Raw genomic sequence first — 25,489 nt, 5'->3', positions numbered from 1 at the left:
GTCTTTAAGCATGCGGGACTAGCACCGGGCCGATGTCTGCCGATTGACCATGAGCGTGCACTGAGGTCGAGTGATCCACAGTTCGCAATCGCTGCGGAGCCGCCAGCCAGGGCGGACTCAACTCAGGGCCGAGACTTTCTGCCCCGTGTCATGTTCCGCCCCGTCGTTGGGTGATGGCCGCCCAGGCGCCTTGGCCCGAGCGGCAGCTTGGGTCAGCGTTAGATTTCAGTCTGCTCGGAAATCTCTAGGGCATCATCGACCTCGATGTCCAGGTATCTCACCGTCGACTCCAGCTTGGAACGGCCGAGCAGCAGTTGCACGGCGCGAAGGTTCTTGGTGCGCCAATAGATGAGCGTCGCCTTGGTCCTCCGCATCGAGTGGGTACCGTAGTCGGCATGGTTCAGACCCAACTCATCGACCCAATGCCCAAGGATCCGAGCGTACTGTCGGGTCCCTAGATGGGGCGATTCGTGGAGCCGGCTCGGGAACAGAAAGTCCTCGGACTTCAACCCTGCTTGCCGGATCCACGCCTGCACGGCGTCCCTAGTAGCCTGCGTGATCTCGAACTGCACCGGCCGCTGGGTCTTGTGCTGCATGACGATGGCACGGGTCGCCATCTGCTCGCCATGGGATACGTCCCGGACCCGGAGCGCCACTAGGTCGCATCCGCGCAGCTTGCTGTCGATTCCCAGATTGAAGAGGGCCAGTTCGCGCACCCGGCCTTCCATCTGAAGGCGGACGCGAACGGCCCAGATCTCCTGGGGCTTGAAAGGAGCCTTCTGCCCGACGAACTTGCCCTTGATCCAAGGTTCCCGACGAGCGGCGTTGACTGCGGTACCCATGACGGTCTCCCATCGAGTTGCGGGTCACTCAGCTTGCGCCTATAGGTATGGCCGAGTCGGCTTCAGCGGGCCGCACGGAGGTCACGTCGAGGCCAAGGACCTATCTTGGCCCGCCCGACGGACGCCTTCGCACCCTGAGCGGTCGTTCGGCCCATCGAAATCGCGGCGGGAAAGCAGTCGCTCAACGGCGTGATGCAGAGGCACCTGTAGTCAGGTAGGGCGGGTCGTGACCCGCCCTACCTGACTGGGTCAGCGGCGTTGTCGACCGGCCGGGAGCGTGGTCCACGAGCGCCGGGATGGCGCCCATCGGATTCAGCTTCAGGAAGGCCTCGCTGCGTTGTTCGCCGGCATCGAGGTTGATGTTGTGCTCCTGCGGCGTCACGCCCTTCAGGTTGAAGGCGACGCGCACACGATAGGTCGCGGAGGTGCGCCAAAACGAAAAGAGGTCGAAGCGGGCGCTGCTGGTCATGGCAGTCCTGTCAAGACGGAGGGCGGCGCAAGTGCGCCGCCGAGTGTGCGCCCGTCAGCCAGGCAACTTCGCCGCCAGCAGATCGATCTTCTCGATGTTCGGCGGCGCACTGAACAACTCCGCTGCCTTGGCCATCAAAGCCGCTGCGATGGGACCGTTCAGGTGGGCCTGGCGACCCGCCTCGTCGGCAAAGGCGTCGAACACGCCGAAAGTCGAAGGGCCGAACTTCAAAGCGAACCAGGCGGTGGTGCCCGACTCGGCGTTGGCCAGCGGCAGCGCGCCGGCCAGGAAGTCGGCAACGGCGGCCTCCTGGCCAGGCTTGGCTTCGAGACGGAGGAAGAGGGCGAACTTGGTCATGGCTTGATCCTTGCGATGAATGGGTGGTTGCATGAGGGAGTCCGCAGACTAAGTCTTGCCGGCGACGTCCACGAGTGGCAGGAAGGCCAACATTGATATCATTCCCGCCATGCGCCTTCACCTTCTTGTCTTGGATGGCGTGTTCGACCTGGGCCTGGCGGCCCTCACTGACACGCTGAGCACGGCCGGCGAACTGGCGGGCTCGCTGGCGCAGGCGCCAGCACCCATCGAAGTCACGCTGGTCGGCGTGCGGCGACGCGTGCGCACTGCGCAGGGTCTGACGGTGCCCGTGGTGCCGGTGCACGCTGTGCGCAACCCCGACGTTGTGCTCGTGCCCGCGCTCGGCGCCAAGATGCCGGACCCGCTCGCGGCGCGGCTGGCATGTGCGGACGTGGCCGACGCGGTCGTCGCGTTGCAGCAGTTGTCCGGCAACGGAGCGGCGGTCGGTGCCGCCTGCACCGGCACCTTCTTGCTGGCGGAGAGCGCGCTGCTCGACGGTCAACGCGCCACGACCTCATGGTGGCTGGCGCCGATGTTCCGGCAGCGCTATCCGCGCGTGCTGCTCGATGATTCCCGCATGCTCGTGAACTCGGCCGGCTTCACCACGGCCGGTGCCGCCTTGGCCCACCTTGATCTGGCGTTGAGCATCGTGCGCAGCTGCAGCCCGACGCTGGCGGCGCTGGCGGCGCGTTACCTGCTGGTCGAGGCACGCGGCTCGCAAGCTGAGTTCGTGATCCCCGATCACCTCGCCCATGCCGACCCGGTGGTCCAGCGCTTCGAGGGCTGGGCCCGACAGCAGCTCGCGCACGGGTTCTCGCTGGCCGAGGCGGCCGTCGCAGCGGGGGCCAGCGAACGCACCTTGGCGCGGCGCCTGCAGGGTGTGTTGGGCAAGTCACCACTGTCGTACTTCCAGGATCTACGTGTCGAGCGTGCTGTGCACCTGCTGCGCACTGGCAGCGAGAGCATCGACCAGATTGCCGCGCAGGTCGGCTACGCGGACGGGGTGACCCTGCGCGCCTTGTTGCGTCGCAAGCTGGGCCGCGGCGTGAGGGAGTTGCGCGCGGGCGCCTGATCGGGTTCGCTCTGGGTGGCCGCTGGGGCGATGAACAGCCCGAAAGCTGCCGTTCGTTGATGACCGCTCGTGGCCGTCCGCGTGAGTTCATCGGGTCGAAGTGGAAGGCTGCTTCGGGCACGTTGCTGACGCCCCCGACGCGCGGGCCGGCGGCCTCAGCGGGGCGAGATGCGCCTGTCGCAACGGGCGAGAGCAGTCGTTCGGGCCCGCACCGGTACTCGAGCCGCGTCGAGCGATCGGTTCCAGGGGTGAAGCAGCCTGTAAGAGCCAGCGGCCTGCAATGACCGGTCTGCGTGGGCGCTGTCCTTTAACCACTGCCCCGCGAATGACTCAGACCAGCCTGTTGCTGACCTAGGCAACCGTCAAGGCCGCAAGCTCCGGACTTGGGCCGCATCAGCCCATCAGGCCACCGCAATCAACGCGCCAAGCCGCGCGATAGATGTCGCCGCAGAACAGGCGTAGCAGCTGAGCCTTTTCCCGTAGCCTCGTTGGCGCCAGTTCGTCATCATCTCGTCCCCACCAAGGCTCGATGCACACGTAGGGCGCGCCAGCCCTTGCCCACAAACCCAGCTGCCGGGCGCCGCCGAGGTGGACCCGCAGGCGCTCGCCGTGGTGGCGGTGGATGAGCGCGACCGACGTGGAGCGCACTGGGTCGAGGATGAGGGCGTCGCGGTCGAACAGCGCCGCGTGCAGCCGCAGCTCACCCGGCGCATCCCAGGCCAGCGGTTCAGGTGACGGCGCGCGCAGGCCTAACGGCAGCGGCTCTGGCTGCAGGCGCCAAGCCGAGTCGGTCTCAAGTTGGTCGAAGTGCAGCGACCAGTCGCTCAGTTCGCCAGGCAAGGCGAAGCCGGGGTGGCCTCCGAGGCCGAAGGGCAGGGTCTCGTCGCCGTCGTTGTGAACGGCCAGCGAGATCGCGAGACCGTCGGCATTCAACTGATAGCCGACCTTGAGGCGGAACTCGAAGGGATAGATCGCGCGGGTGGAATCGTTGGCTCGGAGCTGCAGGCGCACGGCGTCCTCACGCGCATCCAGCAGCTCAAAGTCATTGGCGGCGGCAAAGCCGTGAATGGGCATCTCGTACCAGCGCCCAGCGTGTTCGAAGCCGCCGCCACGCAGCCGGCCGACAAAAGGGAACAGCCAGGGCGACGTCTGGTTCCAGACGTCGGGCCTGGGCTGCCACATCAGCTCCTCGTCGCCCACACGCAACGACTGCAGCTCCGCGCCGTGTAGCGCCACGCGGGCACTCATCGCACCGTGGCGCAGCTCGACGTTCATGCGGCGAGGCGCGCACCCTGCGCGTCGAACGCGTAGATCCAGTCGGGGTGCGGCTGCAGCGCCAGCGTGTCGCCGGCTTCGGCAGCGCGGCCGCCGTCCAGTTGCACGCAGACGCGGCCCAGGTGCTCGGTCTGTGCGTACAGGTAGCTGATGGCGCCCAGGCGCTCCACATGCACGGCCTTCGCGCCGACGGCGCCTGGCGTGCTGGCATCGACGCAGCGCCAGTGCTCGGGTCGCACGCCCAGGCGTGCCGCACCGGTGGGCGCCAGCGCGGGCAGGGCGGCGGCGTCGAACAGGTTGATGGCCGGCGAGCCGATGAAGCCGGCGACAAACGCGTTGGCCGGCTCGCGGTACAGCTGTAGCGGTGGGCCGGCCTGCTCCACGCGGCCGTCGCGCAGCACGACGATGCGGTCGGCCAGCGTCATGGCCTCCACCTGATCGTGCGTCACGTAGATCATGCTGCTGCCCAGCTCGCGGTGCAGCGCGGCCAGCTCCACGCGCATGTGCAAGCGCAGCTCGGCGTCGAGGTTGGAGAGCGGCTCGTCGAACAGGAACACGCGCGGCTGCTGCACCAGCGCCCGGCCTATGGCCACGCGCTGGCACTGGCCGCCGCTCAGCTCGCCGGGGCGGCGCTGCAGATAGGGCTGCAGCTTCAGCACGGTGACGGCGCGGTCCAGCTTGCGCGCGATGTCGGCCTTGGGCACGCCGCGCATGCGCATGCCGAACGTCAGGTTCTGTTCCACCGTCATGTGCGGGTACAGCGCATAGCTCTGGAACACCATGGCCAGGCCGCGCTCGCTGGGGGGCGCCTGCGTGCAGTCCTTGCCGTCGATGAGAAACTGGCCGCCGCTGGCGCTCTCCAGCCCGGCGATGAGGCGCAGCAGCGTGCTCTTGCCACAGCCCGACGGGCCGACGAAGACAAGGAACTCGCCCTCGTTCAGCGTCAGGTCGATGCCGTGCAGGATGGTGGTGTTGCCGAACTGCTTGCGCAGACCGCGAAGTTGCAGGGTGGGCGTGGTCATGGTTGAAGGTCCCAATCGGTCGGGATGCCGTCGTCGCGCAGCCGCTGCTGGAGCGCCGCGACGGTGGCCGCGTCGGCGTGCAGCGCCTGCGGGGTCAGGTCGTGCCGCAGCAACGTCGCGGCGATGTGAGCCGCAACCTCGCCGATCAGCCATTCGGTGGGATGCACGCGCGCGCTGGCGTTGGCGAGATGGGTGACGGAGAGGTTCTTGCAGGCCGGCAGCAGGTTGTCGATGTCGGCGCTGAGGAAGATGCCCAGCGGCAGCACATAGGGCCGGCCCTTGGCGTTCAGCCCCATGCCGCTCTTCACGGTGGGGTGGATGTCCAGGTTGTACCAGGCGACACCGACGCTTTGCGGGTGCGTCATCGGCTCCAGGTTGCCGGTGCTGAGGTCGTTCTGCGTCAGCGTGTCCAGCCCGACCAAGCGGCGCGACTCGCGCACGTATATGGCCTGCGCCAAGCCGTCGGCCGTGCCGGTAGCGTCCGGCGCCGGCTGCAGCTCTGGGTGGCCGGCCTCTAGCTGCAACCAGTGCAGCAGGCACAGGCTCAGCTCGCGCGCGGCGTCGCCGATCTCGCGCTCGCTCAGCGGCCCGTCCAGCAGCGGCTGCAGCGCGTAGTCGTTCTGTGCCCAGTTGACGAGGGACACGTCCTGCGGTGCCTGTTCCCATTGGTGGGCGGCGACGATGCGGCGGTACCGCCACCAGTCCAGCGTCGCGCCGTCCGCAAACAGCGGCAGGCGCGCGACCTCGCCGATGCGGCTGCCGGGCATGCAGTCGCTGAACTGTTTGAATCCGTAGTGCGGCACGACGTGCTGTCGCCAGAAGTCGTAGTCGGTGGGCTTGGGCGTGATGGGGCCGGGGCTTGCCTCGCGGCGCAGCGCCAGCACCCAGGTCACGGGCTGCTGGTCCAGCGGGTCCGCCTGCGGCGGCGCCAGCGGTTCGTTGAACTCGGCCTGGGATTCCTTGCCCAGACGGTAGGGCAGCCCTGCCAGCTTCAGCAGTTCGCCGGTCTCGGTCGCGTCGATGACGAGGTCGGCGGCGATGAACTCACCGCCGATGTCGACCGCAGTGATGCGTCGGCCCTCGCGCGTCACGGCGGTGGGCCAGCCGCGGCGTTGCGGCACATCGGCCAGCAGTGTCAGCAGGTGGGCGTGCGCCACGGCGGGTTCGAGGCACAAGCGGGACACCCAGCCGTCGCCGGGGTTGCAGCCCTCGGTCATCGTGCCGGCGTCCAGGAAGCCCGGCTGCGCGCGGTAGTGGGCGTGCATCGCATCGCGGAACGCGCGGTAGCGGCGTGTGCAGCCAGTGCTCTCGATCAGCTTGTGCTCGTCCGGCGGCACCGCCTGGCTGGTGAGCTGGCCGCCGACCCAGTCGTTCTGCGTGATGAGCAGCACATCGAGACCCAGCGCATGCGCCGTGTGCGCGGCCAGCACGCCGCCCAGCGAGTCGCCGACGATGAGGAGTTGGACCTTGGTCATGCGACCTCCAGGCCAATCTCGAACGTGCGCCGCCACGGCAACCACGCGCGGCGGATGCGCTGTGTGAAGCCCATGGTCGCCAGCCAGATGTTGGCCTCGTCCAGCACCAGTGCCTGCGCTTGCTGCTCCAGTTCTGCAGAAGGTAGAGCGGGCTCGTCGATGCGGTCGCGCAGCCTCTGGCGCAGCCGGGCCTGCCATTGCAGGTCTTCGGCCAGACGCAGCGCGACGACGGCCTGGTTGTCGATCGCCGTCCAGCGGCCGTGCGCCAGCACCAATTGGGCCAGCAGCGAGCCGATGCGGTTGCTGGAGGTGTTCCAGCCTGCATAGCCGGCCAGCGACGTGAGAGGCAGGTGAGCCGCCAGCTCGGCGACGAAGGCAGGATCGCCGCCATTGGCATGCGCGTCGTCGGCCACGGCCACGGCGGGCGCCGAAGTGACGGCAGTCCAGGCGTCGGCATCCACACCCACGCGCTGCGGCAGCAGCTTGCGCATGGCCCAGTCGCCCTGCGAATGGCCCTGGCTGTGCACGAGCAGCAGCAGCTCGGCGTCGTCACCCGCCTGCACAGCGCCCACGGCCTGCAGCTGCGCCGCCAGCGACAGCGGCAGCGGCCGGTCTTCATACAGCGGCACCAGGCGTTCCCAATGTGCGGCATCGGTCGGCAGCACGTTGATGCGCAACGGCGCGTCACCGCGCAACTTGCCCACGACCCAGGCCGACAGCGTGTGCATGACCTCGTCGGCGCCGGGGTAGATCAGCACGCGGTCGGTCAGCCCGCGGCGTGCGACCTCGGCCTGCAGCGCGCGGCGCTCGGCGATGTTGAAGCCGTACTCGGCCGTGTCGTCCTGCGGCAGCACCAGGCGGTCAATGACGCCTTGCTCGACGAAGTCCAACGCCGCCAGGTTGATCGCGAAGTTGCGGGTGCGCGTGGCGCGGTAGTCGTCGCGGATGTGCGGGGGTACGCGCATCGCGGCGGCTTCGGCACGGGTGAGGCTGTCGCCGTCGCCGGTCAGCGCGTGGCGATCGGTGTGGAAGCTCCATGCCCAAAGATCGGCGCCATACGGGTTCCAGTAGGGCTTCTCTTCCTCGGCCACGCAGTTGTTGGAGATGCGCATGGTCGCGGCGAAGGCCGTCAGCGGCACGCCGGGGCGCTTCAGTTTGCGCAGCAGCGACAGACGTTCGCGCAGACCGGCCTCGTCGTCGTCAATGAAGCGGCTGGGGATGAGACCGCCATAGACCAGCATGTCCAGGCTCAGCACCCAGCCGGCGGCATGCTCGCGCTGCTGGACCAGCCATTGCGCCAGATGCTCGCGGTCGGCGGGAATGCGGAAGTCGCCCAGCTCGGCGATCTCCGGGCAGCGCAGCTGGAAGGCTTCGGCCAGCGCCACCAGCTGCTGCACCTGGGCGCGCACGACCGGGCGGCCGTCGACGGGCAGGCCGATGACGGTCTTCATGCTGGCCTCCGGTACGTAGCGATCTGGTGCGGCTGCACGTCGCCGTCGGCGCCGATGCGGGTCCAGCCGGGCAGCAGGCCGGGCAGGGCTTGGTTCAGTGGGTTCCAGACGCGCAGCTCCAGCTCGGTGTCAACGCGGCGCAGGCTGCTGGGCACGAGGCGGTCGCTGGGCAACACCAGCGGTTCGCGCCAGGCGGCGGGTTGGTGGCCGGGCAGCACCAGCAGCGGGCGGCGCAGGCGAAGCGCGCGCTGCAGCAGCGCATCGGGCGCGGCGGTATCAAGAGCGAAAGCGAACGACGTGGCGCCGTCAAAGCCGCGCTGCGCGCCGGGCGTGGGCAGGTCGGGGCCTGCACCGGCACCGCGCGACACCATGTCGCGACGCGACAGCCAGCCGACGGCACGCTGCAGCGTCAGCGCCAACGCGTCGCTGCCGTGCGGGCCGTCGACGATCTCGAACTCCTGCAGACCGCGGTGGACGACGGCGATGCTGCCGGCCTGGACGGCGGACAGGCTGGGGTTCACAACCACTGGTGTCTCGCGCTGCGGCGTAGGTTCCGCGGGGTAGGTGGCCTTCACGACCGGGCGACGGGTCCAGTGGAAGGCCGTGTCGCCGGCAGATTCGGTCAGCATCTCGCCGGCGGCGAACACCAGGCGGGTGCGCTGGTCTTGCGCGGCACTGTGATGGGTGAGCTGCGCATCGACCCAGGGCGAGCCTTCGGTGAGCCACAGCGTCAGCTCGCCCGAGGTCGTGACGTTGGTCTGGCTGGGGCCGCGGCGATGTTCATCCAGGCTCTGCGGCTGCTCGAACGCATAGCCCAGCTTCAGCTGCGTGAAGGGGCCGCTGCGGCGCTGGCTGATTGCGCGGAAGCGTGAATGCCATTGCCGCGCCGGCTGCGCGGAGGGCGAGAAGTTATAGCTGTCGCCGGCGTCGAGTTCGGTGTGCAGCAGTAACTGCAGCCGGCCTTGCCAGTGCAGATCGCCGTCCTCGTCGAGGTGGAGTCCTGCTATGGCCTTGGTGGTGTCGGCGGCCAGCGTCGCCGCGCCGGCGGCGGCCGGATCGCAGGCCTCCAACCGCAGCGCGACGGCTTGCAGGCCTTGCAGCGGCAGCGCGACGCGCAACTGCAGCCGGTGACCCACGACGGGATCGGGGAAGTCGTCCAGCGGCGAGCGCAGCGAGCGCGCGGGCTCGCAAGCCAGCCAGTGCAGCGGCAGCGGTGTGCCGTTCGCGTCCAGCAGGCGCACCGCGGCGGGCTGCAGGCCTTGCAGCAGCAGCTCCACGGCCTGCCAGCCCTCGGTGGCCAGCGGCAGCGGGTTGAACAGCGTGAAGGTCGCGTCGTCGGCAAATACGGAGACGCCATCGCCGCCATGCTGCAGCGGGCTTTGCAGGCCGGCGGCGTGCAGCGCACGGGCCCGCAGCGCGGCCAGGCGCTGGTCCAGCGACACCAGACGCGTCTCCATCTCGTCATGTACCTCGTCGGCGCTGCAGCCGCAGATGGAGTCGTGCGCCTGCTGCTGGATCAGCGCCTTCCAGCTCTGCAGCAGCGCGTGCTCGGGCGGCTGCACGCCGGCCAGCCAGGCCCACAGCGGCTCGGTTTCGCCCAGCAGCCGGTCCTCGGCGCGCTGGTGCAGGTCTTTCAGATAGCGGCGTGTGGACAGCACGTCGGGCAGCACGAAGCTCTGCGTGTTGTCGCGCAGCTCACCTTGCAGCGAGGGGCGCTCCACGTCGTGTGCGGCCAGCGCGTCCAGGTGTTGCTGCAGGCTGTGCTGCACCAGCTCGTAGCGGTCCTGCGCGGCGTTGAACTGCGTGATGCGGCCGGCGAGCTGGGCTACGGGCGCAAGGTGGTCGCCGCCCTGGGTCAGCAGCAGCGCGCCGGTCAGGCTGCGCGGTGCGATGGCCTCCAGGTACCTGGTCAGCGCGCCTTGCCAGTCGGTCACGTTCAGCGGGTGTTGGTAGTAGCCCTGGGTCAGGTATACGGCGTCGACCACGCTGCCGTCGGGCGCCACCCAGCGGAACTCGGCATGGCGCAGTCCGATGCCGCGCCAGGTGACGCTGGAGCCTATGCCGTGGTGGCGCAGCAGCTGCGGCATCTGCGCGATGTGGCCGAAGCTGTCGGGCAGGTAGCCGATGCGCTGCGGCTCGCCGAACTGCGCTGCCGTGGCCAGGCCAATCTCCAGGTTGCGCCACAGCGACTCGCCGGACACGAGGAACTCGTCGGCCATCACATACCAGGGGCCTAAAGCGATGCGGCCGGCACGGGCATGGGCCTGAACGCGTTCGGCGAGGTCGGGCTCGGCTTCCAGCAGCAGGTCTTCCAGCGCGCAGACCTGGCCGTCGAACAGGAAGTGCTGCAGCCGGCCGTCGTCGAGTTGGTCGCAGACGCGTTCCATGACGGCCAGCAGGCGCGATGCGAAGGTCTGCTGCGGGTAGTACCACTCGCGGTCCCAGTGCGTCTGGACAACGACGCTGACTTGGTAGGGCTTGGGCAAGGTCATTGCTTCACTGCGCCTTTCAATGCGCCTTCGATGAAGAACTTCTGGCTGAACGCGAACACGATCAGCACGGGAATGAGGCTGAACACCGCGCCGGCGGCGACGAGGCGCCAATCCAGCGAGAACAGTCCGGCGAGGCGGTTCACGCCCAGCGGCAGCGTGAAGCGCGCCGGGTCGTCGTTCAGGATCAGCGGCCACAGGAAATCGCCCCAGGCCGCGATGAAGGTGAACACGGCCAGCGTGGCCAGTTGCGGCCGCACCAGCGGCAGGCACACAAAGGCCCAGATGCGGAAACGCCCCACGCCTTCCATCACCGCCGCCTCTTCCAGCGCGCGCGGGATGGCGTCAAACGCCTGGCGCATCAGGAAGATGCCGAACGCCGTGCAGGCATGCGGCAGCACCAGGCCCACCAGCGTGTTGCGCAGGCCGAGCGACAGCGCCAACTGGTAGACCGGGATCATCAGCAGCTGGAAGGGCAGCATCATGCTGGCCAGCAGCGCCGCGAACACCAGCGGCTTGGCGCGGAACTCGATGCGGGCCAGCGCATAGCCGGCCAGCGATGCAAAGCACAGGTTGCAGGCCACGGCCAGCAGCGCCACCTGCAGGCTGTTGAACAGGTAGCTGAACATGGGCTGGCTTTGCAGCACGCGGCGGAAGTTCTCCAGCGTGGGCTCGGCGGGCAGCAGCTGCGGCGGCTGGGCGAACAGGTTCTCTCCCGGGCCCTTCAGCGACGTGGACAGCAGCCACAGGAAGGGGCCGATGGTGACGACGGCCCAGGCGATGAGCGCGAGATAGCGCGGCAGGTAGCGCAGGATCTTCTTGTTCATGTCTTCTTGCGCAGCAGGCGCAACTGCAGCAGGGACAGCGCCAGCGTGATGGCGAACAGCGCCATGCCGGCCGCAGCGGCCTGGCCCATCTCGAACTCGACGAAGGCGGTCTCGTAGATGAAATAGACCAGCGTCTTGGACGCGGCCATGGGCCCGCCTTGCGTCATCACGTAGATCTCCTCGAAGACCTTCATCGCCGCGATGGACGACATGACGGCCACGATGGCCATGCTGGGCCGCAGCAGCGGCACGGTGATGTGCCAGAACTGCTGCCAGGCGCTGACGCCCTCCAGCGCCGCCACTTCGTACAGCGAGCGCGGGATGCCTTGCAGGCCGGCCAGGTAGATGACCATGTAGTAGCCCATGCCGCTCCACAGCGTGACGGCCATGACGGCGAACAGCGCGAGGCTGGGGTCGGTCAGGAAGGCCACGGGCGCATCGACGATGCCCAGCGACAACAGCGCGTGGTTGAGCAGTCCCTTCTCCTCGTAGACCCACTTCCAGATCAGGCTGGAGATGACGAGCGACGTGACGACGGGCAAGTAGAAGAGGGCGCGGAACAGGCGTATGCCCGGCAGCGCGGCGTTCACGCCCACGGCCACCACGATGGGCAGCACCACCAGCAGCGGCACGACGACCACGAGGTAGAGCAGGCTGTTGCGCAGCGCGGCCCAGAAGAAGGGATCGGAGGCCAGCCGTGCGTAGTTGTCCACGCCGACAAAGCGCGTGGGCGTGATCATGTTGTAGTCGGTGAAGCTCAGCCACAGCGCCTGCGCGGCCGGGTACAGCACAAAGCCGCCCAGCAGGCTGCAGGCGGGCAGCAGGAACAGCAGCGTGATCCAGGGTTTCTCTTTCACGCGACGGCCTCCCAGGCAAGGTGAGCTGCGCCCAAGAGCCCGGCGCGCGATCCCAGTTCAGCAGGGCGGATGTCCAGCGGCAGGTCGGCCGTCACGCGCTCCAGCAGCGGCCACCAGTGTTCGCGCGCATCGATCATGCCGCCGCCCAGCAGCACACGGCCGGGGTCGAAGGCCCAGTGCAGGTTGTGCAGCTGCAGCGCCAGCAGGTTGACCCAGGTGCGCAGCGCGCTGTCGGCGGTGGCGTCCAGCCCCAGGCGGGCGATGACGTCGCGGCCGTCCGCGGCGCTGCCGTGCAGGTTGGCCAGGCCGGTGCCGGATAGCAGCGACTCCAGCGGCACGCGCCGACCCTGGTGCAGCCACTCGGTGCGACCCAGGTGGCCGGCCAGTTGGTTGTGGCCGGTGTGCAGCTGGCCATCGGCCAGGAAGGCCGCGCCCAGGCCGGTGCCCAGCGTCAGCAACGCGCCGTGGCGGCAGCCGCGCAAGCCGCCCAGCCAGGCTTCGCCCAGCAGTGCGGCGTGCACATCGTTGCGGGCGGTGACGGGCAGGCCGAAGTGGGCCAGCTCGGCGCGCAGGTCCGTGCCTTTCCAGCCGGGCAGCGCGTCGGTGGCGTCCAGTACGCAGGCGGTCTGCGCGTCGATGACGCCGGCCAGCGACAGGCCGATGGCGCGCGGCTGGTGGCCGTCGGCTGCGTCCTGCAGCAGCTCGCGCAGCGCCTTCACGACGGCAGCGGCACCGGCCTTGGCGGGCGTCGGGGCCTCCAGTACGTGGCGGGTTTCGCCGCGCTCGTTGACCAGCGCGGCCAGGATCTTGGTGCCGCCCAGGTCGGCAGCCAGCACATATTCGCTCATGGCTTGCACCCCAGCAGACGGTTCCATTGCGTGGTCACCGTCTGCAGCGCGGCGGCGGGCGCCTGCTTGCCCAGCATCTGCGCCTGCAGCTGGATGGCGTAGCTGTTGCGCAGCTTGCTGTAGGCGCGCATGGGCGGTACCAGCACCTGACCTTGCTGCGCGAGCTGCGCGGACAGCGCGCGGGCGCGGTCGGTCAGGTCGCCGCTGGCGGGTGTGGTGGACAGGAAGGCGTCGCCATAGCTCGCACGACTGCTGGGCAGCACCGGCACGGCCTTCGCGAACGCCAGTTGGTTGTCGGCATTGCTGACGAACGCGGCGAAGTCGAACGCGGCCTGCTTCTGCTTCGACGCGGCGGGCACGGCCAGGTTCATCACGGCGAGATTGGGTGGCGTGCCCGGGCGGGCCAGCGGTGGCGCGATGTCGATGTCGGTGTACAGGTCGGCATTGCTGGTCTTGATGAAGTTCAGGAACTGCATGCCGGTGGAGATCATGGCCACCTCGCCGGCCACGAACAACTCCACGGCCTTGCGGTGGCCTTCGGTCACGACGTTGCGCGGCACCCATTTGCGCTGGTACAGGTCGCGGTAGAAGCCGAAGGCAGCGGCGCCCTGGTCGTTGGCGAAGCCGGCACAGCCGCGCGCATCCAGCAGCGGCGTGCCCATGGCCACCAGCGTTTCCAGCGGGTGCGAGCCGTCCAGCGCCGGGAAGTAGGCATGGCGCCCGTGCGTGGCCAGCTTGGGCGCCACGGTCAGCAACTCGGCATGCGAGCGCGGCGGCGCGGAGATGCCGGCGTCCTGCAGCAGGCCGCGGCGGTACAGCGTCAGGTTGACCGTCACATACCAGGGCAGCGCAAAGGTCTTGCCGTCCATGCAGTTGCCGGCCCAGGCGGCGGGCAGGTAGCTGGCCACCTGGGCAGCGCTCAGGTGCTGCTCAGGCTCTGCCAGCGCACCGAACTCGGCCAGCTTGGCGGCGAACTGCGGGTTCAGGTTGACGACATCGGGTGCCTGGCCGGCCGCGATGGCGGTCAGCACCTTGCGCTCCATCTCGGCCCAGGGCAGGTCCACCCACTTCACCTTCACGCCGGGGTGGGCGGCCTCGTAGCGCTGGATCAGCGCGTTCATGTAGCCGTCCAGCTGCGGCGACAGCTGCATGGTCCAGAACTCCAGGCTGCGCGCTGACGCAGCGGAGGTGGCGAGCAGCACGCTGGCCGCGGTGAGAGCAAGGAGGTGTCGCTTCATGTCGAGGCCGGCACCTTACCCGAACCAAAGCAGTGTTGCAAGCAAATGGTATACAAATGGTCTCTTTTCAATCTTCTATGTAGAGGTTACATTGGTCGCCGTTGTGGCCCAGGAATAAACGCCTGGAACTTAGACCAATAGAAGGCCAACCATGCCCTCCGATCGAGCCCTGAAACGACAGCAGCTGAAGGAACAGTTGCTGGCCCTGGTGGAGCAACACAGCGGCGGCCGGCTGCCGCCTGAGCGCGAGCTGTCCGAGCGCCTGGGCGTGGCGCGCGAGACGCTGCGCCGCGCCTTGAGCGAACTGGAGCACGAAGGTCTGCTGGACCGCCGCCAGGGCGCCGGCACCTTCGTCAGCGGCCAGCCGGTCGTCAAGCAACTGCAGCTGATGAGCTTCAGCGAGGACATGCGCGAGCGCGGCCTGATGCCCAGCAGCGAGGTGCTGAGCGTGAAGGAGCTGGGCGCCAACGCCAAGCTGGCGCAGAAGCTCAAGCTCACGCCTGGCGCCGCGCTGATGGAGCTGAAGCGCCTGCGCTTCGCCAACGACGAGCCCATGGCGCTGGAGACGGTCTACCTGATCAAGGCGCGTGCGCCCGAGGTCAATGCCGAGCAGCTGCGCACCGGCTCGCTGTACGAGCTGCTGCAGCGCTCCGGCCTGGTCATCCGCAGCGCGGTGCAGGAGGTGCAGGCCACCGTGCTCAGCGAGGAAGAGGCTGACATGCTGGAAGTGCCGCCGTTCTCGCCGTCGCTGCTGGTGGAGCGCCTGGTGCTCAGCAACACCGGCGAGATCGTCGAGTTCGCGCGCACGCTGTACCGCGCCGACCGCTACCGCTTCGAGGTCAATGTGATGCGTGCGCCGCAGGGCGCGGCGGGGGATGACGCGTGACCTTGACGGAGCTGGATGGCCGCCTAAAGGGCGGCTTGGTGGTCAGTTGCCAGCCGGTGGACGACGGCCCGCTGGACCATGACGAGGTGGTCGCGCGCATTGCCGAGGCGGCGCTCAAGGGCGGCGCGCAAGCGCTGCGCATCGAAGGCGCGGCTCGGCTGGCCCATGTGCGCCGCCGCCTGCCGCAGGCGCTGCTGATCGGCATCGTCAAGCGCGACCTGGCCGACAGCCCCGTGCGCATCACACCCGAGCGCAGCGACGTGCTGGCGCTGGCCGATGCGGGCGCCGATGTCATCGCGGTGGATGCCACCGACCGCGCGCGGCCCGCCAGCGTGCAGGCGCTGCTGGACGCGATCCGTGCGAGCGGTGTTCTCGCCATGGCCGACTGCGCCACGCTGGCCGAAGGCCGCGAGGCCGCGCGCCTGGGCTTCGACATCGTCGGCACGACGCTGAGCGGCTACACCGGCGGACCCGTGCCTGCCGACCCAGACTGGGCGCTGCTGGAGCAACTGGCCGCCGAGCATCCGCGCGTCATGGCCGAGGGCCGCATCCACACGCCCGCGCAAGTGCGCGAGGCGCTGGCGCGCGGCGCCTGGGCCGTCACCGTGGGCACAGCAATCACGCGCACCGAACTCGTCACGCAATGGTTCGCCCAGGCGCAAAGCACTCAGTCATGAACTTCTGGGATCCGGATTTCCTGCGCGCCCATGTGCGCCACACGCTGGCCTTCTACGCACCGGTGGCGGTGGACGCCAGCGGCGGCTTCTTCCATTTCTTCAAGGACAACGGCACGGTCTATGACCGCCGCCAGCGCCACCTCGTCAGCAGCGCGCGCTTCGTGTTCAACCACGCGATGGCGTTCCGCGCGTTCGGCGATGCCGAAGACCGGCGCCGCGCCGCGCACGGCCTGGCCTATCTGCGCGACGTGCACCGGCAGCCCGACGGTGGCTATGCCTGGCTGCTGGACCACGACACGCGCGAGGTGCTGGACACGACCAATCATTGCTACGGCCTGGCCTTCGTGCTGCTGGCCCATGCCCATGCGGCGATGGCCGGCGTGGCGGGTGCGAGGGAGGGCATCGCCGAGACCTGCGAGTTGATGGAGCAGCGCTTTTGGGAGCCGGATCATGGCCTGTATGCGGACGAGGCCGATGCGGGCTGGCGCTTGAGTAACTACCGAGGCCAGAACGCCAACATGCATTCCTGCGAGGCGCTGCTGGCCGCGCACGAGGCGACCGGCGACGAACGCTATCTGGATCGCGCGATGCTCGTCGCGGAGAACATCTGCGTGCGCCAGGCCGCGCGCTGCGGCGGCTCCATCTGGGAACACTACGACACGCAGTGGCAGCCCGACTGGGACTACAACCGGGATGACCCGGCCAACCTGTTCCGGCCCTGGAGCTACCAGGTGGGCCATCTGACCGAATGGGCCAAGCTGCTGGTCATGCTGCACCGCGTGCGGCCCGAGGCCTGGCTGCTGCCGCGCGCCTTCGAGCTGTTCGACGAGGCCTGGGCCAAGGGCTGGGATGCGACGCATGGCGGCCTGGTCTACGGCTTTGACCGCGACGGCCGCGTCTGCGATGCGGACAAATATTTCTGGGTGCAGGCCGAGAGCTTTGCGGCTGCGGCGCTGCTGCAGCTGGCCACCGGCGAGAAGCGCTTCGCGGACGCGTACGACAAGCTGTGGGCCTACTCGTGGGCGCATTTCGTCGATCACGAACACGGTGCGTGGTTCCGCATCCTGTCGCCCGACAACCAGAAGCTCAGCGACGAGAAGAGCCCGGCCGGCAAGACCGATTACCACACGATGGGTGCCTGCCATGAGGTGTTGTTGGGCCTGAAGTTGGCGGGGCGGGGATGAGCCCTGCGTTCATCAGCTTCGGTGAAGCGCTCACCGATCTCGTCACGCGCGGTGGCGACGACTTCCGCGGGCTGCCGGGTGGCGCTGGCCTCAACGTCGCGCGCGCGGTGGCCGCGTTGGATGTGCCGTCCGCCTGGGCGGGCTGCCTGAGCCGCGACCGCTTCGGCGACCAATTGCACAAGGCCGCGCGCGAGGCTGGGCTGGACGAGTCTTTCATCCGCCGCGTTGACGCGCCGCCACTGCTGGCCATCGTCGACCGGCTGGATCCACCGCACTATTTCTTCCTCGGCGAGGGTGCTGCCGACTTGCAGTTCGACGCTGCTCAGCTGCCGTCGCTCGCCGGCCTGCAATGGGGCCACTTCGGCGGCATCAGCCTGGTGCGCGAGCCGCTGGGCAGGCGCCTCGAAGCGCTGGCGCTCGATCTGAAGGCGCAAGGCGTCCGCATCAGCTTCGACCCCAACCACCGCAAGCTGATGACCGCCGCGGACCTGCCGCGTCTGCAGCGCTTCATCGCGATGGCCGATGTCATCAAGGTCAGCGATGAGGACTTGCGTGGCTACTTCCCTGAAGCGACACCCGCCGACGCCTTGGCCGCGCTGCGCGCGCAGAACCCGCAAGCCACCTGGCTCTACACGCGCGGTGCGGACGGCGCCTCGCTGTTCGCGCCCGGCGTCGAACTGCACGCCGCGGCGCGGCCCGTGCGCGTGGTCGACACCGTGGGCGCTGGCGATGCCAGCCTCGCCGGCCTGCTGGCCGCGCTGATGCAGGGTGAGCCACCGGCGCGCCAGCTGCAGTTCGCGCTGGCGAACGCGTCGCTGGCCTGCGAAGGCGCGGGCGCCGTGGCGCCCACGCGGGCTCAGCTGCACGCCGTGCTCGCATGAGCCACCAGGCGCTGCGTGATCCTTCCCTGGACGCGCTGCGCGGCCTGGCCGTGCTGGGCATGGTGTTCAGCGGCAGCCTCGGCTTCGGCGGCGCGCTGCCGGCGTGGATGTACCACGCGCAGCTGCCGCCGCCCGCGCACAAGTTCATGCCGACGCTGCCCGGGCTGACCTGGGTGGACCTGGTCTTTCCGATGTTCCTGTTCGCGCTGGGCGCCGCGCTGCCGCTGGCGTTGCGCCATCACACGCCGGCTGAAGCGGCGCGCACGGCCGTGCGGCGCTTCGCGCTGCTGCTGTTCTTCGCGCTGTTCACGCAGCAGTTGAAGCCGGCGCATGTGAGCCCGTGGCTGTCGCTGGCGGCGTTCGCGCTGCTGGGGCTGCTGCTGGTGCGGCGCGTGCCGCTGACACTGAAGGCCGGCGCCTGGACCGCAGCCGTGGCGCTGTGGGTCTGGGTGGGCTTGGAGCCCAAGCGCCACGACATCATCCTCGTCGTGCTGGCCGTCATGGCCGGCGCGGGCACGCTGCTGTGGGCGGCCACGCGCGACGGCCGCCAGGCGTGGCGCTGGTGGGCGCTGCCGGTGGTCGTCGCCGTAATGCTGGCGCCGCCCGACGCATGGACGCGCGTGCTGTGGAGCACACCGGCCGACTGGGCGTGGCGCTTCCTGTTCCTGAAGTATTTGCTGATCGTCGTGCCCGGCATGGCGGTGGGCGAGTGGCTGGCGCGCGGCGAGCCGGTCCATCGTGATCGCGGGCTGGCCTCGATCGCTTTCGCCCTTGTCGTGCTCAATCTCGTGTTGCTGCAGGCGCGCGAGACGGCGCTGAACGCCATGCTGAGCGCGGCACTGCTGACCTGGGGCGGCGTGCGCGCCGCACGCGCCGGTGGCTTCGCGGCGCGCGCCTGGCCGCTGGCCGTCGCGCTGGTGCTGCTGGGGCTGTTTATGGAGCCGCTGCAAGGCGGCATCCGCAAGGATCCATCCACGTTCAGCTACCAGGTGCTGACGGCCGGGTTGAGCGTGCTGCTGCTGGTGGCCTTGCAGCCACTGCGCGGCCTGGGCGTTGTGTCCGAGCTGGGCCGCAACCCGATGTTGGCCTATGTGGCCGGCAGCTTGTGCGTGCTGCCGCTGCTGCAGCTGAGCGGGCTGCTGCCGGCGTGGCAGGCGCTGACCGGTTCGGTGCCCGAGGCGCTGCTGAAGGGCGCGCTGCTGACCAGTGCGGTGATGTGCTTGACCCTGGCGGCCAACCGCCGGGGCTGGATCTGGAGGGCTTGATGCGTGCGTTGTGGTTGTTGATGCTTGCCGCGGGTGTTCATGCCGCACCGGTACCCGAGCGCTTGGTGCAGACGCAGGGGCGCATGGCCCCCGCGCCCGGCGGTGGCTGGCTGGCCACCTGGCCCGGCACGGCTTGGACGCTGCGCTTCGACGGTCGCGCCATTGGCGTGACGCTGGACGACGCGCACAACCACTGGGTGCTGGAGGTCGATGGCGAACCGCGCCTGCAGATCGCACCGACCGCCGGAGAGCGCACCGTGTGGCTGCGAGGCCTGCCTGCGGGCCGACACGAGGCGCGCCTCGTCAAGCGCACCGAGTCACCGCGCCAGGCCGCGCGGGTGCTGGGCTTCGAGGTGCAGGGCAGGGTGCTGCCGCCGCCTGCACCCGCCGCGCGGCGCATCGAGTTCATCGGCGACTCCTTCACCGCCGCCATGGGCAACCTGTCGCCCACGCGTGCCTGCGCCGAGGCCGACATCCCCGCGCTGACCGACGTGACACAGAGCTACGCGGTGCGTGCCGCACGTTCGCTGGGCGCCGAGGCACGCATCCATGCGGTGTCGGGCCAGGGTCTGGTGCGCAACTGGGCCGGCAACCAGCGCGACAGCCATCACGGCCTGCACTACGCGCGGCTGCTGCAGGACCGCCCCGGCGCACCGGATGCGGCCTGGGTGCCGACGGCGGTGGTCATAGCCCTGGGCATCAACGATTTCTCGACGCCGGTGGCCGACGGTGAGCCGCGCGACGCGGCCACGCTGATGCGCGATGTGCTGCAGACCTACCGCGCGCTGCTGGCCGATGTGCACCGCCGCGCCGGCGACGTGCCCGTGCTGCTGCTGAGCACGGCGCTGCCGTCCAACGGCGACAAGCTGCGCCCGCTGGTGCGGCAGCTGGCCGACGAGCAGCGCGTCGCCGGCTGGCGCCGCACCGCGACGCTGGACTGGGGCCCCATCACCGCGCGCGGCTGCGGCGGCCACCCGGACCTGGACGACCACCGCCACATGTCGGCCCGGGTCGTGCAGGCACTGCGGGCACTGGACTGACGCGATGAGCCGCGCACGTGCACCGCCCGGCTGAGCAGGCCCGCTGTACGTCGCATCCGGTCATCAACGTCAATCTCTCGTGAACCGCACCATGAACGTCATCCAACGCGCCTCGCTGTTTCTGCTGCCGCTGCTGGCGGCCGCTGCCCATGCCCAGTCCTGGCAATCCGGCCTGCTGGCCACCAACCAGAAGGTGTCCGACAACCTGCTGCAGCCGCTGTCGCTGGGCTACGGCAGCTATCCGATCTGGAAAAGCAACAACCCGGAGATCTTCCGCGGCACCGGCTGGCTGATGCAGGTGGCCCGCAACGACGCGACGCGTGGCGGCCGCGCCTACCCGCTGTCCGGCTGCCACAACGCCTACCTGTTCCACATCAACAAGGTCGGCGCCGGTGCCTACCTGCACCTGATCGCCAGCAACCCCAACAACGCGACCATCACGGTCAACGCCAAGGGCTCGATGTACACCAATGCCCAGAAGCCGCTGACGGGCAAGGGCACGGGCCAGAGCTTCTTCGTCGCGAAGGACTGGCTGAACGGCACGTTCGGCACCAACTTCAGCGGCCGCAGCCTGGGCGCCTTCCAGGGCACCGAGATTGCGAAGGCGTCCATGGCCAACAACAACATGGCCGACGGGCGCTTCGAGGTGTGCGGCAGCCAGCCCATCTATCTCTACAGCGTCGTCACGCTGAGCGGCAGCGCGCAGGACGCGATCAACGCGACGCAGGGTGGCCCGGCGACGGGCGACATCTACAGCGAGTCCACCAACGCCTATGGCCGCGAGGCCGGGGTGTTCGACAAGAGCCTGGTGGCCGGCACCACCACTGTCACGCTGCCGGCCAGCGGCAATGTGCATGCGGGCTTCTCGTTCAACACCTCGTCCAAGTTCAACGCCAACCTGCAGGAGCAGACGCGCCCGCAGATCTACCGCCTGCCGGACTCCACCAGCCGCAGCTACGGCAACTACGGCCACAAGTACGACGTGACGCTGCGCCTGGCCAACGGCCAGGCCACGGCGAAGACCGTGCGCGTCAGCTTCGCGTCCAGTTTCACGGCCGGCAGCGATTCGCCCAGTTTCACCTTCAACAGCCCCGCGACGCTGAACGGCGCCGCCGTCACGTTGTGGACCACGCCCACGCAGCCGCGCCAGGTGCTGGGCACCTACACCGTGCCGGCCGGCGGCAGCACCGACGTGCGGCTGACCACCTTCATCGCCGGGCTGGGCACGGCCAACCAGCAGCTGGTGGTCGAGGTGCTCTGACGCGCGCCCTCAGCGGCGTGGCAGGCGGCGGCTCAGCACCGGGCCGCCGTCGTCGATGCGCACGTGATCCGACACGTCGAAGCCCGCCTCGGCTAGCGCCTGTGCCAAGGCGCTCACGCTGTCAGCCGGCTGGCTGAGACGGGTTTCGGCCGCGGTGCCGAGGAAGGACAGGTAGATGGTCTGCCGCGGCAGCAGCGCGGCGAGATGGCTGCGCCAGGCGTCGCCGAACTGCTGCTGCGCCTGCTGCGGGTCGCCGCGGTAGAAGCGCGCGCCCAGCGCCTGCCAGAACGGCGACTGCCCGGCCGCGTCGCGCCAGCCCGGCAGCTCGGCCACCAGCTGCGGCGCCGTGGGGCTGGCGTGTTCGATGGCAGCGCCAACCAGGCGCCGCCAGGCTTCGGCCTGCGCCGTCTCGTCCAGCGCGGGCGAGACCTGGAAGTCGCAAAGCTCCGCCTGCCCGGTCAGGTCGTTGCCGAGCAGCAGCGTGGTCTGCACGCGGAACAGCCCCAGTTCTTGCGCGGCATGCACGACACGCCCGACGTGGAAGTGGTAGCGCGGCAGCACCAGGCCCAGGCGTGGCACGAGGCGCAGCGTGGCCGAGCCGTCGGCGAGTGCCAGGCGTTGCCCATCGGCTTCGGGCGTGATGACGAGGCGTTCGCTCATGCGGAACCTCCCGGAACCAGCGGCGTGGCGAGCAGGCGTTCGCCGGCGCGCGCGCGCAGCGCCAGCGCATCGGCTTCGGTCAGGTCATTGCCGATCTCCGCCAGCACGGCTGCGAAGCCGGCGCGCGACGGTCTCACCAGCAGATGCCAGTGCCGGGGGCCATGGCCTTCGCCGGCCTGCACCTGCAGCTCGCGCGCATGGCGCACGCTGCGCAGCGAGGCCAGCGGTGCCTCCACGGTGGGGCCGCCGTCGAAGATGTCCACATAGCTGTCGGCGTCGAAGCCCTCGTCCTGCAGGATGGAGAAGGGCAGCTCGCCCACCGGATGCAGCTGGCCCAGCGCCCATTGCGCGGCCTCAGGCAGCAGCGCCACGTAGACCGGGGAGGGCGGCATCAGGTCGGCGATGCAGGCGCGGCTGCGGCCACCGATGGCGGCCTCGGCCTCGGGGTAGTCCATGCCGAAGAAGCGTCGGCCCACGGCGTCCCAGAACGGACTCTGGCCTGCGGCGTCGGTCACGCCCGGGCTTTCGGCGGCGATGCGCTCCGAAAAGCGCTCGGCATTCGCGTGGATGAACAGCAGACGCGCGCGCGACAGCAGCTGCGCGGCCGGCCCGTGCTCGTAGGCGGGGTCGAGATAGAAGGAGGTCAGCAGCGTGGTGCCCGTGAGGTCGTGGCACAGGTGCAGCGTGTGCATGCGTTGCGACTGGCCCAGCGCCGCGCTGGCGTGCACGACGAACTCGTTGCGGTAGCTGTAGAAGCGGTCGAAGAAGCCCGCGCTGGCGGCGATGCCTGAGCAGCCGACGATGCGCCCACCGTCTTCCAGCACGAAGAGATAGGTCTCCTCGCCGCTGGCATCGTCGGGGCTGGCGAACGACTGCAGCGAGGCCTGGATGCGCGCGCGCAGCTTGGCCTCGTCGTTGGGCAGCGAGCTGATGCCGTCGTGGCTGGCGGCCGCCATGCGCACGAGATCGGGCAGGTCGGCCGCCGCCACGGGGCGCAGCAGCAAGGTGTTCATGAGAGTTCTCCCTGGGAATGGGTCACGCCGCGCCAGGCCTGCGCGCGCTGGCTGCGCTCGTCGCGCGGCGTGCGGCCGAAGTGCGTTTTGTAGGCATTGGAGAAATGCGGCCCCGACGCAAAGCCGCACGACAGGCCGATCTGCAGGATGGACTGTGAGCTTTGCTGCAACAGCCGCTGCGCGCGGCCCAGCCTGAGGGCCAGGTAGTGGCGCGATGGCAGCGTGTCGAGGTGCTGCTTGAACAAGCGCTCCAGCTGGCGGCGCGACACGCCGACGAGGCGGGCCACCTCGTCGGTGGGCAGCGGTTCGGCGAGATTGGCCTCCATCAGCGTCAACGCCTCGGCCAGCTTGGGGCTGCCCGCGCCGCGACGCTCGCTGTAGCCGGCGCGCTGGCGCTCATCGCGAGGGCGCAGCGCGCGCAGGCTCAAGGCCTGGATCAACTCCTGGCCCAAGCGCTCGCCGTGGCGCTGTGCCAGCCAGGCGCAGCACAGGTCCACGCTGGCCAGGCCGCCAGCGCTGCTCAACCGGTCGCCGGCGGTGTTGATGTCCCACAGGCCGTTGGCCCAGGCGACGCCGGGATGGTCTTCGGCCAGGCCGTCCAGCCAGGGCCAGTCGGCGCAGGCACGCTGGCCGTCCAGCAGGCCGGCGGCGGCCAGCCAGGCGGCACCGGTGCCGATGCCGCCCAGCGCCGTGCCCGCTTCGGCGCAGCGCCGCAGCCAGTGCAGCAGCGCCAGGTCGGGCTGGGCCGGCTCTGCAGCGATGACGAACAGCGCCAGCCAGTCGGTGCCGGCGCCCATGCTGTTCGTCAGCGTGCGGGCGCCGCTGCCCGAGGCCACCTCGCCGCCGGCCGGGCTCAGGCAGTCGGCGCGGTAGACAGCGCCGTCCTGCAGCGCGTTGGCGGCGGCCAGCACGTCCAGCATGCCGCCCAGCGCGAGCGTCGAGAAGCCCGGCAGCAGCAGCAGACCCACGCGGTGAACAGACGACGGCGCCTCCATCCGCGCGATGTTATTGCCAGGCCATCAGCGCGGGCGGTGCCAGCAGTGCCAGCGCCATCAGCAGGTAGAAGCCTTGCAGCGGCAGCATCCAGCGCACCCAGGTCGTGAAGCGCACGCCGGACAGGGCCAGCACGCCCACGGTGATGCCCGAGGTCGGGATGATGGGCGTCGTCAGCTCGCCGAACTGGAAGGCCAGCACGGCGGTCTGGCGCGTGATGCCGACGAGGTCGGACAGCGGCGCCATCAGCGGCATGGTCAGCGCGGCCTGGCCGGTGCCGGAGTGAATGAAGAAGTTGATGACCGACTGGATGGCGAACATCTTCTGCGCGGCGAACACCGGGCTGTTGGATGCCACCAGCGGCGCCAGCGCGTGCAGCATGGTGTCGATGATCTGGCCGTCGCGCATCAGGATGACGGTGCCCTTGGCCAGCGCGATGACCAGCGCGGTGCCGATCAAGTCCTTGGCGCCATGCAGGAAGGCGGTCATGAACTCGTCCGCCGAGAAGCGCGCGACGACGCCCACGGCCACCGCCATGACGAGGAACAGCGCGGCGATCTCCTCGATGTACCAGCCGAACTTGACGACGCCCACGATCATGCCCACCAGCGTGGCCGCGAACAGCCACAGCACCGCGCGGTGGCGGCGGCTCATGCCGGCGAAGTTCTCGAAGCCGCTGAGGTCCAGCGTCTTGCGCCGCTCCTGGTCCAGCTCGTAGGTGGGGCTCAGCGTCGGATCGCGGCGGATGCGCGCGGCCCACCACTGCAGGAAGGCGATGGTGAGGCCGGTGGCGACGGCCCAGCAAAGCGCGCGGTAGCCCAGGCCCGAGAACAGCGGCACGCCGGCAATGCCTTGCGCCACGCCGACGTTGAACGGGTTCAGGAAGGCGGTCGCGAAGCCCACCTGCGAGCCGACGAAGGGAATGGCCACGCCGGTCAGCGTGTCCAGCCGCAGCGCCAAGGCCAGCGGGATGAAGATCAGCACGAAGGGAATGGCCTCCTCGGCCATGCCGAAGGTGGCGCCGCCCAGCGCGAACAGCGTGACGAAGACCGGGATGACCATCGCGCGCACCAGCGCCGAGCGGCTGTGCGCCTTGGCCACGGCCTTGATCATCGCGTCTATGGCCTCGGTCTTCTGCAGCACCGCGAAGGCGCCGCCGACGATGAGCACGAAGCCGATGATGAGCGCCGCCTCGACGAAGCCCTTGATGGGCGCCGTCAGCAGCGCCGTGAGGCCTTGCGGCCGCGCATCGACGACGTGGTAGCTGCCGGCGACGACGACCGACTTGCCGCCGACCATCGCGGTCTCGAAGCGGCCGCCGGGCACGATCCAGGTGGCCAGCGCGATCAGCGCCAGCAGCGAAAACAGCAGGACATAGGTGTTGGGGAGTCGCAGCTTCATCGCAGC

General features: G+C 69.4%; 24 protein-coding genes. 8 read left to right on the top strand and 16 right to left on the bottom strand.

Features of this window, described 5'->3' with window-relative positions; genetic code table 11:
- Positions 1-218: 218 nt before the first annotated feature.
- From J2X21_RS18390 to J2X21_RS18380, 3 genes are all read right to left on the bottom strand, one after another.
- Positions 219-842, bottom strand: coding sequence for a tyrosine-type recombinase/integrase (locus J2X21_RS18390; protein ID WP_310331031.1), 624 nt, complete (start codon positions 840-842; stop codon positions 219-221).
- A 181-nt stretch (positions 843-1,023) separates the two neighbouring features.
- On the bottom strand, positions 1,024-1,311 hold the full coding sequence (locus J2X21_RS18385) for a glutathione S-transferase N-terminal domain-containing protein (RefSeq protein ID WP_310331029.1): 288 nt from the start codon (positions 1,309-1,311) through the stop codon (positions 1,024-1,026).
- 54 nt (positions 1,312-1,365) lie between these two features.
- Positions 1,366-1,668 carry a putative quinol monooxygenase gene (locus J2X21_RS18380; protein ID WP_310331028.1) on the bottom strand — a complete coding sequence of 101 codons (303 nt, stop codon included), beginning with the start codon at positions 1,666-1,668 and terminating at the stop codon, positions 1,366-1,368.
- Positions 1,669-1,777: 109 nt separating this feature from the next.
- Here J2X21_RS18380 and J2X21_RS18375 point away from each other — a divergent pair, with 109 nt between their 5' ends.
- Positions 1,778-2,740 (top strand): GlxA family transcriptional regulator, encoded by a 963-nt coding sequence (locus J2X21_RS18375; RefSeq protein ID WP_310331026.1) that lies wholly within the window; start codon positions 1,778-1,780, stop codon positions 2,738-2,740.
- A gap of 393 nt (positions 2,741-3,133) precedes the next feature.
- Here J2X21_RS18375 and J2X21_RS18370 read toward each other — a convergent pair whose 3' ends face one another.
- From J2X21_RS18370 to J2X21_RS18330, 9 genes are read right to left on the bottom strand one after another with little or no spacing between them, the layout of a single operon-like run.
- The gene (locus tag J2X21_RS18370; protein ID WP_310331025.1) at positions 3,134-4,015 is read right to left on the bottom strand and encodes an aldose 1-epimerase family protein; all 882 of its coding nucleotides are present in this window, start codon (positions 4,013-4,015) and stop codon (positions 3,134-3,136) included.
- Complete coding sequence (locus J2X21_RS18365; RefSeq protein WP_310331023.1) at positions 4,012-5,037, bottom strand: ABC transporter ATP-binding protein; 1,026 nt, start codon at positions 5,035-5,037, stop codon at positions 4,012-4,014. The genes J2X21_RS18370 and J2X21_RS18365 overlap by 4 nt, the downstream gene beginning before the upstream one ends.
- Complete coding sequence (locus J2X21_RS18360) at positions 5,034-6,512, bottom strand: FAD-dependent oxidoreductase (protein ID WP_310331021.1); 1,479 nt, start codon at positions 6,510-6,512, stop codon at positions 5,034-5,036. The genes J2X21_RS18365 and J2X21_RS18360 overlap by 4 nt, the downstream gene beginning before the upstream one ends.
- The gene (locus J2X21_RS18355; protein WP_310331019.1) at positions 6,509-7,963 is read right to left on the bottom strand and encodes a DUF4127 family protein; all 1,455 of its coding nucleotides are present in this window, start codon (positions 7,961-7,963) and stop codon (positions 6,509-6,511) included. Before J2X21_RS18355 ends, J2X21_RS18360 begins: the two co-directional genes overlap by 4 nt.
- The gene (locus tag J2X21_RS18350; RefSeq protein WP_310331017.1) at positions 7,960-10,449 is read right to left on the bottom strand and encodes a glycoside hydrolase family 38 N-terminal domain-containing protein; all 2,490 of its coding nucleotides are present in this window, start codon (positions 10,447-10,449) and stop codon (positions 7,960-7,962) included. Before J2X21_RS18350 ends, J2X21_RS18355 begins: the two co-directional genes overlap by 4 nt.
- Before the next feature lie 2 nt (positions 10,450-10,451).
- Entirely contained in the window at positions 10,452-11,279 is an 828-nt protein-coding gene (locus J2X21_RS18345) for a carbohydrate ABC transporter permease (RefSeq protein ID WP_310331016.1), read from the bottom strand.
- Positions 11,276-12,136, bottom strand: coding sequence for a carbohydrate ABC transporter permease (locus J2X21_RS18340; RefSeq protein WP_310331014.1), 861 nt, complete (start codon positions 12,134-12,136; stop codon positions 11,276-11,278). The genes J2X21_RS18345 and J2X21_RS18340 overlap by 4 nt, the downstream gene beginning before the upstream one ends.
- Positions 12,133-12,984, bottom strand: coding sequence for an ROK family protein (locus J2X21_RS18335; RefSeq protein ID WP_310331012.1), 852 nt, complete (start codon positions 12,982-12,984; stop codon positions 12,133-12,135). The genes J2X21_RS18340 and J2X21_RS18335 overlap by 4 nt, the downstream gene beginning before the upstream one ends.
- Positions 12,981-14,222: an ABC transporter substrate-binding protein gene (locus J2X21_RS18330; RefSeq protein ID WP_310331011.1), complete on the bottom strand. Its 1,242-nt coding sequence runs from the start codon at positions 14,220-14,222 to the stop codon at positions 12,981-12,983. The genes J2X21_RS18335 and J2X21_RS18330 overlap by 4 nt, the downstream gene beginning before the upstream one ends.
- 151 nt (positions 14,223-14,373) lie before the next feature.
- On the opposite strand from J2X21_RS18330, the gene J2X21_RS18325 reads away from it, so the two are divergent.
- The 7 genes from J2X21_RS18325 to J2X21_RS18295 all read left to right on the top strand — a co-directional run bounded on the left by J2X21_RS18325 (position 14,374) and on the right by J2X21_RS18295 (position 21,416).
- Positions 14,374-15,108, top strand: coding sequence for a GntR family transcriptional regulator (locus J2X21_RS18325; protein WP_310331009.1), 735 nt, complete (start codon positions 14,374-14,376; stop codon positions 15,106-15,108).
- Positions 15,105-15,785 carry an N-acetylmannosamine-6-phosphate 2-epimerase gene (locus tag J2X21_RS18320; protein ID WP_310331008.1) on the top strand — a complete coding sequence of 227 codons (681 nt, stop codon included), beginning with the start codon at positions 15,105-15,107 and terminating at the stop codon, positions 15,783-15,785. Before J2X21_RS18325 ends, J2X21_RS18320 begins: the two co-directional genes overlap by 4 nt.
- The gene (locus tag J2X21_RS18315; RefSeq protein WP_404667371.1) at positions 15,782-16,969 is read left to right on the top strand and encodes an AGE family epimerase/isomerase; all 1,188 of its coding nucleotides are present in this window, start codon (positions 15,782-15,784) and stop codon (positions 16,967-16,969) included. Before J2X21_RS18320 ends, J2X21_RS18315 begins: the two co-directional genes overlap by 4 nt.
- The gene (locus J2X21_RS18310) at positions 16,966-17,850 is read left to right on the top strand and encodes a carbohydrate kinase family protein (protein WP_310331006.1); all 885 of its coding nucleotides are present in this window, start codon (positions 16,966-16,968) and stop codon (positions 17,848-17,850) included. The genes J2X21_RS18315 and J2X21_RS18310 overlap by 4 nt, the downstream gene beginning before the upstream one ends.
- On the top strand, positions 17,847-19,115 hold the full coding sequence (locus J2X21_RS18305) for a DUF5009 domain-containing protein (protein ID WP_310331004.1): 1,269 nt from the start codon (positions 17,847-17,849) through the stop codon (positions 19,113-19,115). Before J2X21_RS18310 ends, J2X21_RS18305 begins: the two co-directional genes overlap by 4 nt.
- Positions 19,116-19,198: 83 nt before the next feature.
- Complete coding sequence (locus J2X21_RS18300) at positions 19,199-20,155, top strand: SGNH/GDSL hydrolase family protein (protein WP_310331002.1); 957 nt, start codon at positions 19,199-19,201, stop codon at positions 20,153-20,155.
- A 91-nt stretch (positions 20,156-20,246) separates the two neighbouring features.
- On the top strand, positions 20,247-21,416 hold the full coding sequence (locus tag J2X21_RS18295) for a DUF3370 family protein (protein WP_310331000.1): 1,170 nt from the start codon (positions 20,247-20,249) through the stop codon (positions 21,414-21,416).
- Between the two features lie 9 nt (positions 21,417-21,425).
- Here the strand turns inward: J2X21_RS18295 and J2X21_RS18290 are convergent, their stop codons facing one another.
- From J2X21_RS18290 to J2X21_RS18275, 4 genes are read right to left on the bottom strand one after another with little or no spacing between them, the layout of a single operon-like run.
- Positions 21,426-22,076 carry an arginine N-succinyltransferase gene (locus tag J2X21_RS18290; protein ID WP_310330999.1) on the bottom strand — a complete coding sequence of 217 codons (651 nt, stop codon included), beginning with the start codon at positions 22,074-22,076 and terminating at the stop codon, positions 21,426-21,428.
- Positions 22,073-23,089 carry an arginine N-succinyltransferase gene (locus J2X21_RS18285; RefSeq protein WP_310330998.1) on the bottom strand — a complete coding sequence of 339 codons (1,017 nt, stop codon included), beginning with the start codon at positions 23,087-23,089 and terminating at the stop codon, positions 22,073-22,075. The genes J2X21_RS18290 and J2X21_RS18285 overlap by 4 nt, the downstream gene beginning before the upstream one ends.
- A complete protein-coding gene (locus J2X21_RS18280) occupies positions 23,086-24,057 on the bottom strand; it encodes a GlxA family transcriptional regulator (RefSeq protein ID WP_310330997.1) in 972 nt (323 codons plus the stop codon). The genes J2X21_RS18285 and J2X21_RS18280 overlap by 4 nt, the downstream gene beginning before the upstream one ends.
- 37 nt (positions 24,058-24,094) lie before the next feature.
- A complete protein-coding gene (locus tag J2X21_RS18275) occupies positions 24,095-25,483 on the bottom strand; it encodes a YfcC family protein (RefSeq protein ID WP_310330996.1) in 1,389 nt (462 codons plus the stop codon).
- Between the last annotated feature and the right edge of the window lie 6 nt (positions 25,484-25,489).

Origin of the sequence: Roseateles asaccharophilus, from assembly GCF_031458115.1 — a bacterium.
Classification (GTDB): Bacteria; Pseudomonadota; Gammaproteobacteria; order Burkholderiales; family Burkholderiaceae_C; genus Pelomonas; species Pelomonas asaccharophilus_A.
Note: the sequence above shows the minus strand (reverse complement) of the source record. Positions and strands in the feature narration are given on the sequence as shown.

Coding starts and splice junctions, on each gene's coding strand:
- J2X21_RS18305 (WP_310331004.1), top strand. CDS start 17,847: ATGAGCCACCAGGCGCTGCGTGATCCTTCCCTGGACGCGCTGCGCGGC.
- J2X21_RS18275 (WP_310330996.1), bottom strand. CDS start 25,483: ATGAAGCTGCGACTCCCCAACACCTATGTCCTGCTGTTTTCGCTGCTG.
- J2X21_RS18300 (WP_310331002.1), top strand. CDS start 19,199: ATGGCCCCCGCGCCCGGCGGTGGCTGGCTGGCCACCTGGCCCGGCACG.
- J2X21_RS18295 (WP_310331000.1), top strand. CDS start 20,247: ATGAACGTCATCCAACGCGCCTCGCTGTTTCTGCTGCCGCTGCTGGCG.
- J2X21_RS18290 (WP_310330999.1), bottom strand. CDS start 22,076: ATGAGCGAACGCCTCGTCATCACGCCCGAAGCCGATGGGCAACGCCTG.
- J2X21_RS18365 (WP_310331023.1), bottom strand. CDS start 5,037: ATGACCACGCCCACCCTGCAACTTCGCGGTCTGCGCAAGCAGTTCGGC.
- J2X21_RS18310 (WP_310331006.1), top strand. CDS start 16,966: ATGAGCCCTGCGTTCATCAGCTTCGGTGAAGCGCTCACCGATCTCGTC.
- J2X21_RS18390 (WP_310331031.1), bottom strand. CDS start 842: ATGGGTACCGCAGTCAACGCCGCTCGTCGGGAACCTTGGATCAAGGGC.
- J2X21_RS18330 (WP_310331011.1), bottom strand. CDS start 14,222: ATGAAGCGACACCTCCTTGCTCTCACCGCGGCCAGCGTGCTGCTCGCC.
- J2X21_RS18360 (WP_310331021.1), bottom strand. CDS start 6,512: ATGACCAAGGTCCAACTCCTCATCGTCGGCGACTCGCTGGGCGGCGTG.
- J2X21_RS18345 (WP_310331016.1), bottom strand. CDS start 11,279: ATGAACAAGAAGATCCTGCGCTACCTGCCGCGCTATCTCGCGCTCATC.
- J2X21_RS18380 (WP_310331028.1), bottom strand. CDS start 1,668: ATGACCAAGTTCGCCCTCTTCCTCCGTCTCGAAGCCAAGCCTGGCCAG.
- J2X21_RS18370 (WP_310331025.1), bottom strand. CDS start 4,015: ATGAACGTCGAGCTGCGCCACGGTGCGATGAGTGCCCGCGTGGCGCTA.
- J2X21_RS18315 (WP_404667371.1), top strand. CDS start 15,782: ATGAACTTCTGGGATCCGGATTTCCTGCGCGCCCATGTGCGCCACACG.
- J2X21_RS18325 (WP_310331009.1), top strand. CDS start 14,374: ATGCCCTCCGATCGAGCCCTGAAACGACAGCAGCTGAAGGAACAGTTG.
- J2X21_RS18375 (WP_310331026.1), top strand. CDS start 1,778: ATGCGCCTTCACCTTCTTGTCTTGGATGGCGTGTTCGACCTGGGCCTG.
- J2X21_RS18385 (WP_310331029.1), bottom strand. CDS start 1,311: ATGACCAGCAGCGCCCGCTTCGACCTCTTTTCGTTTTGGCGCACCTCC.
- J2X21_RS18285 (WP_310330998.1), bottom strand. CDS start 23,089: ATGAACACCTTGCTGCTGCGCCCCGTGGCGGCGGCCGACCTGCCCGAT.
- J2X21_RS18355 (WP_310331019.1), bottom strand. CDS start 7,963: ATGAAGACCGTCATCGGCCTGCCCGTCGACGGCCGCCCGGTCGTGCGC.
- J2X21_RS18335 (WP_310331012.1), bottom strand. CDS start 12,984: ATGAGCGAATATGTGCTGGCTGCCGACCTGGGCGGCACCAAGATCCTG.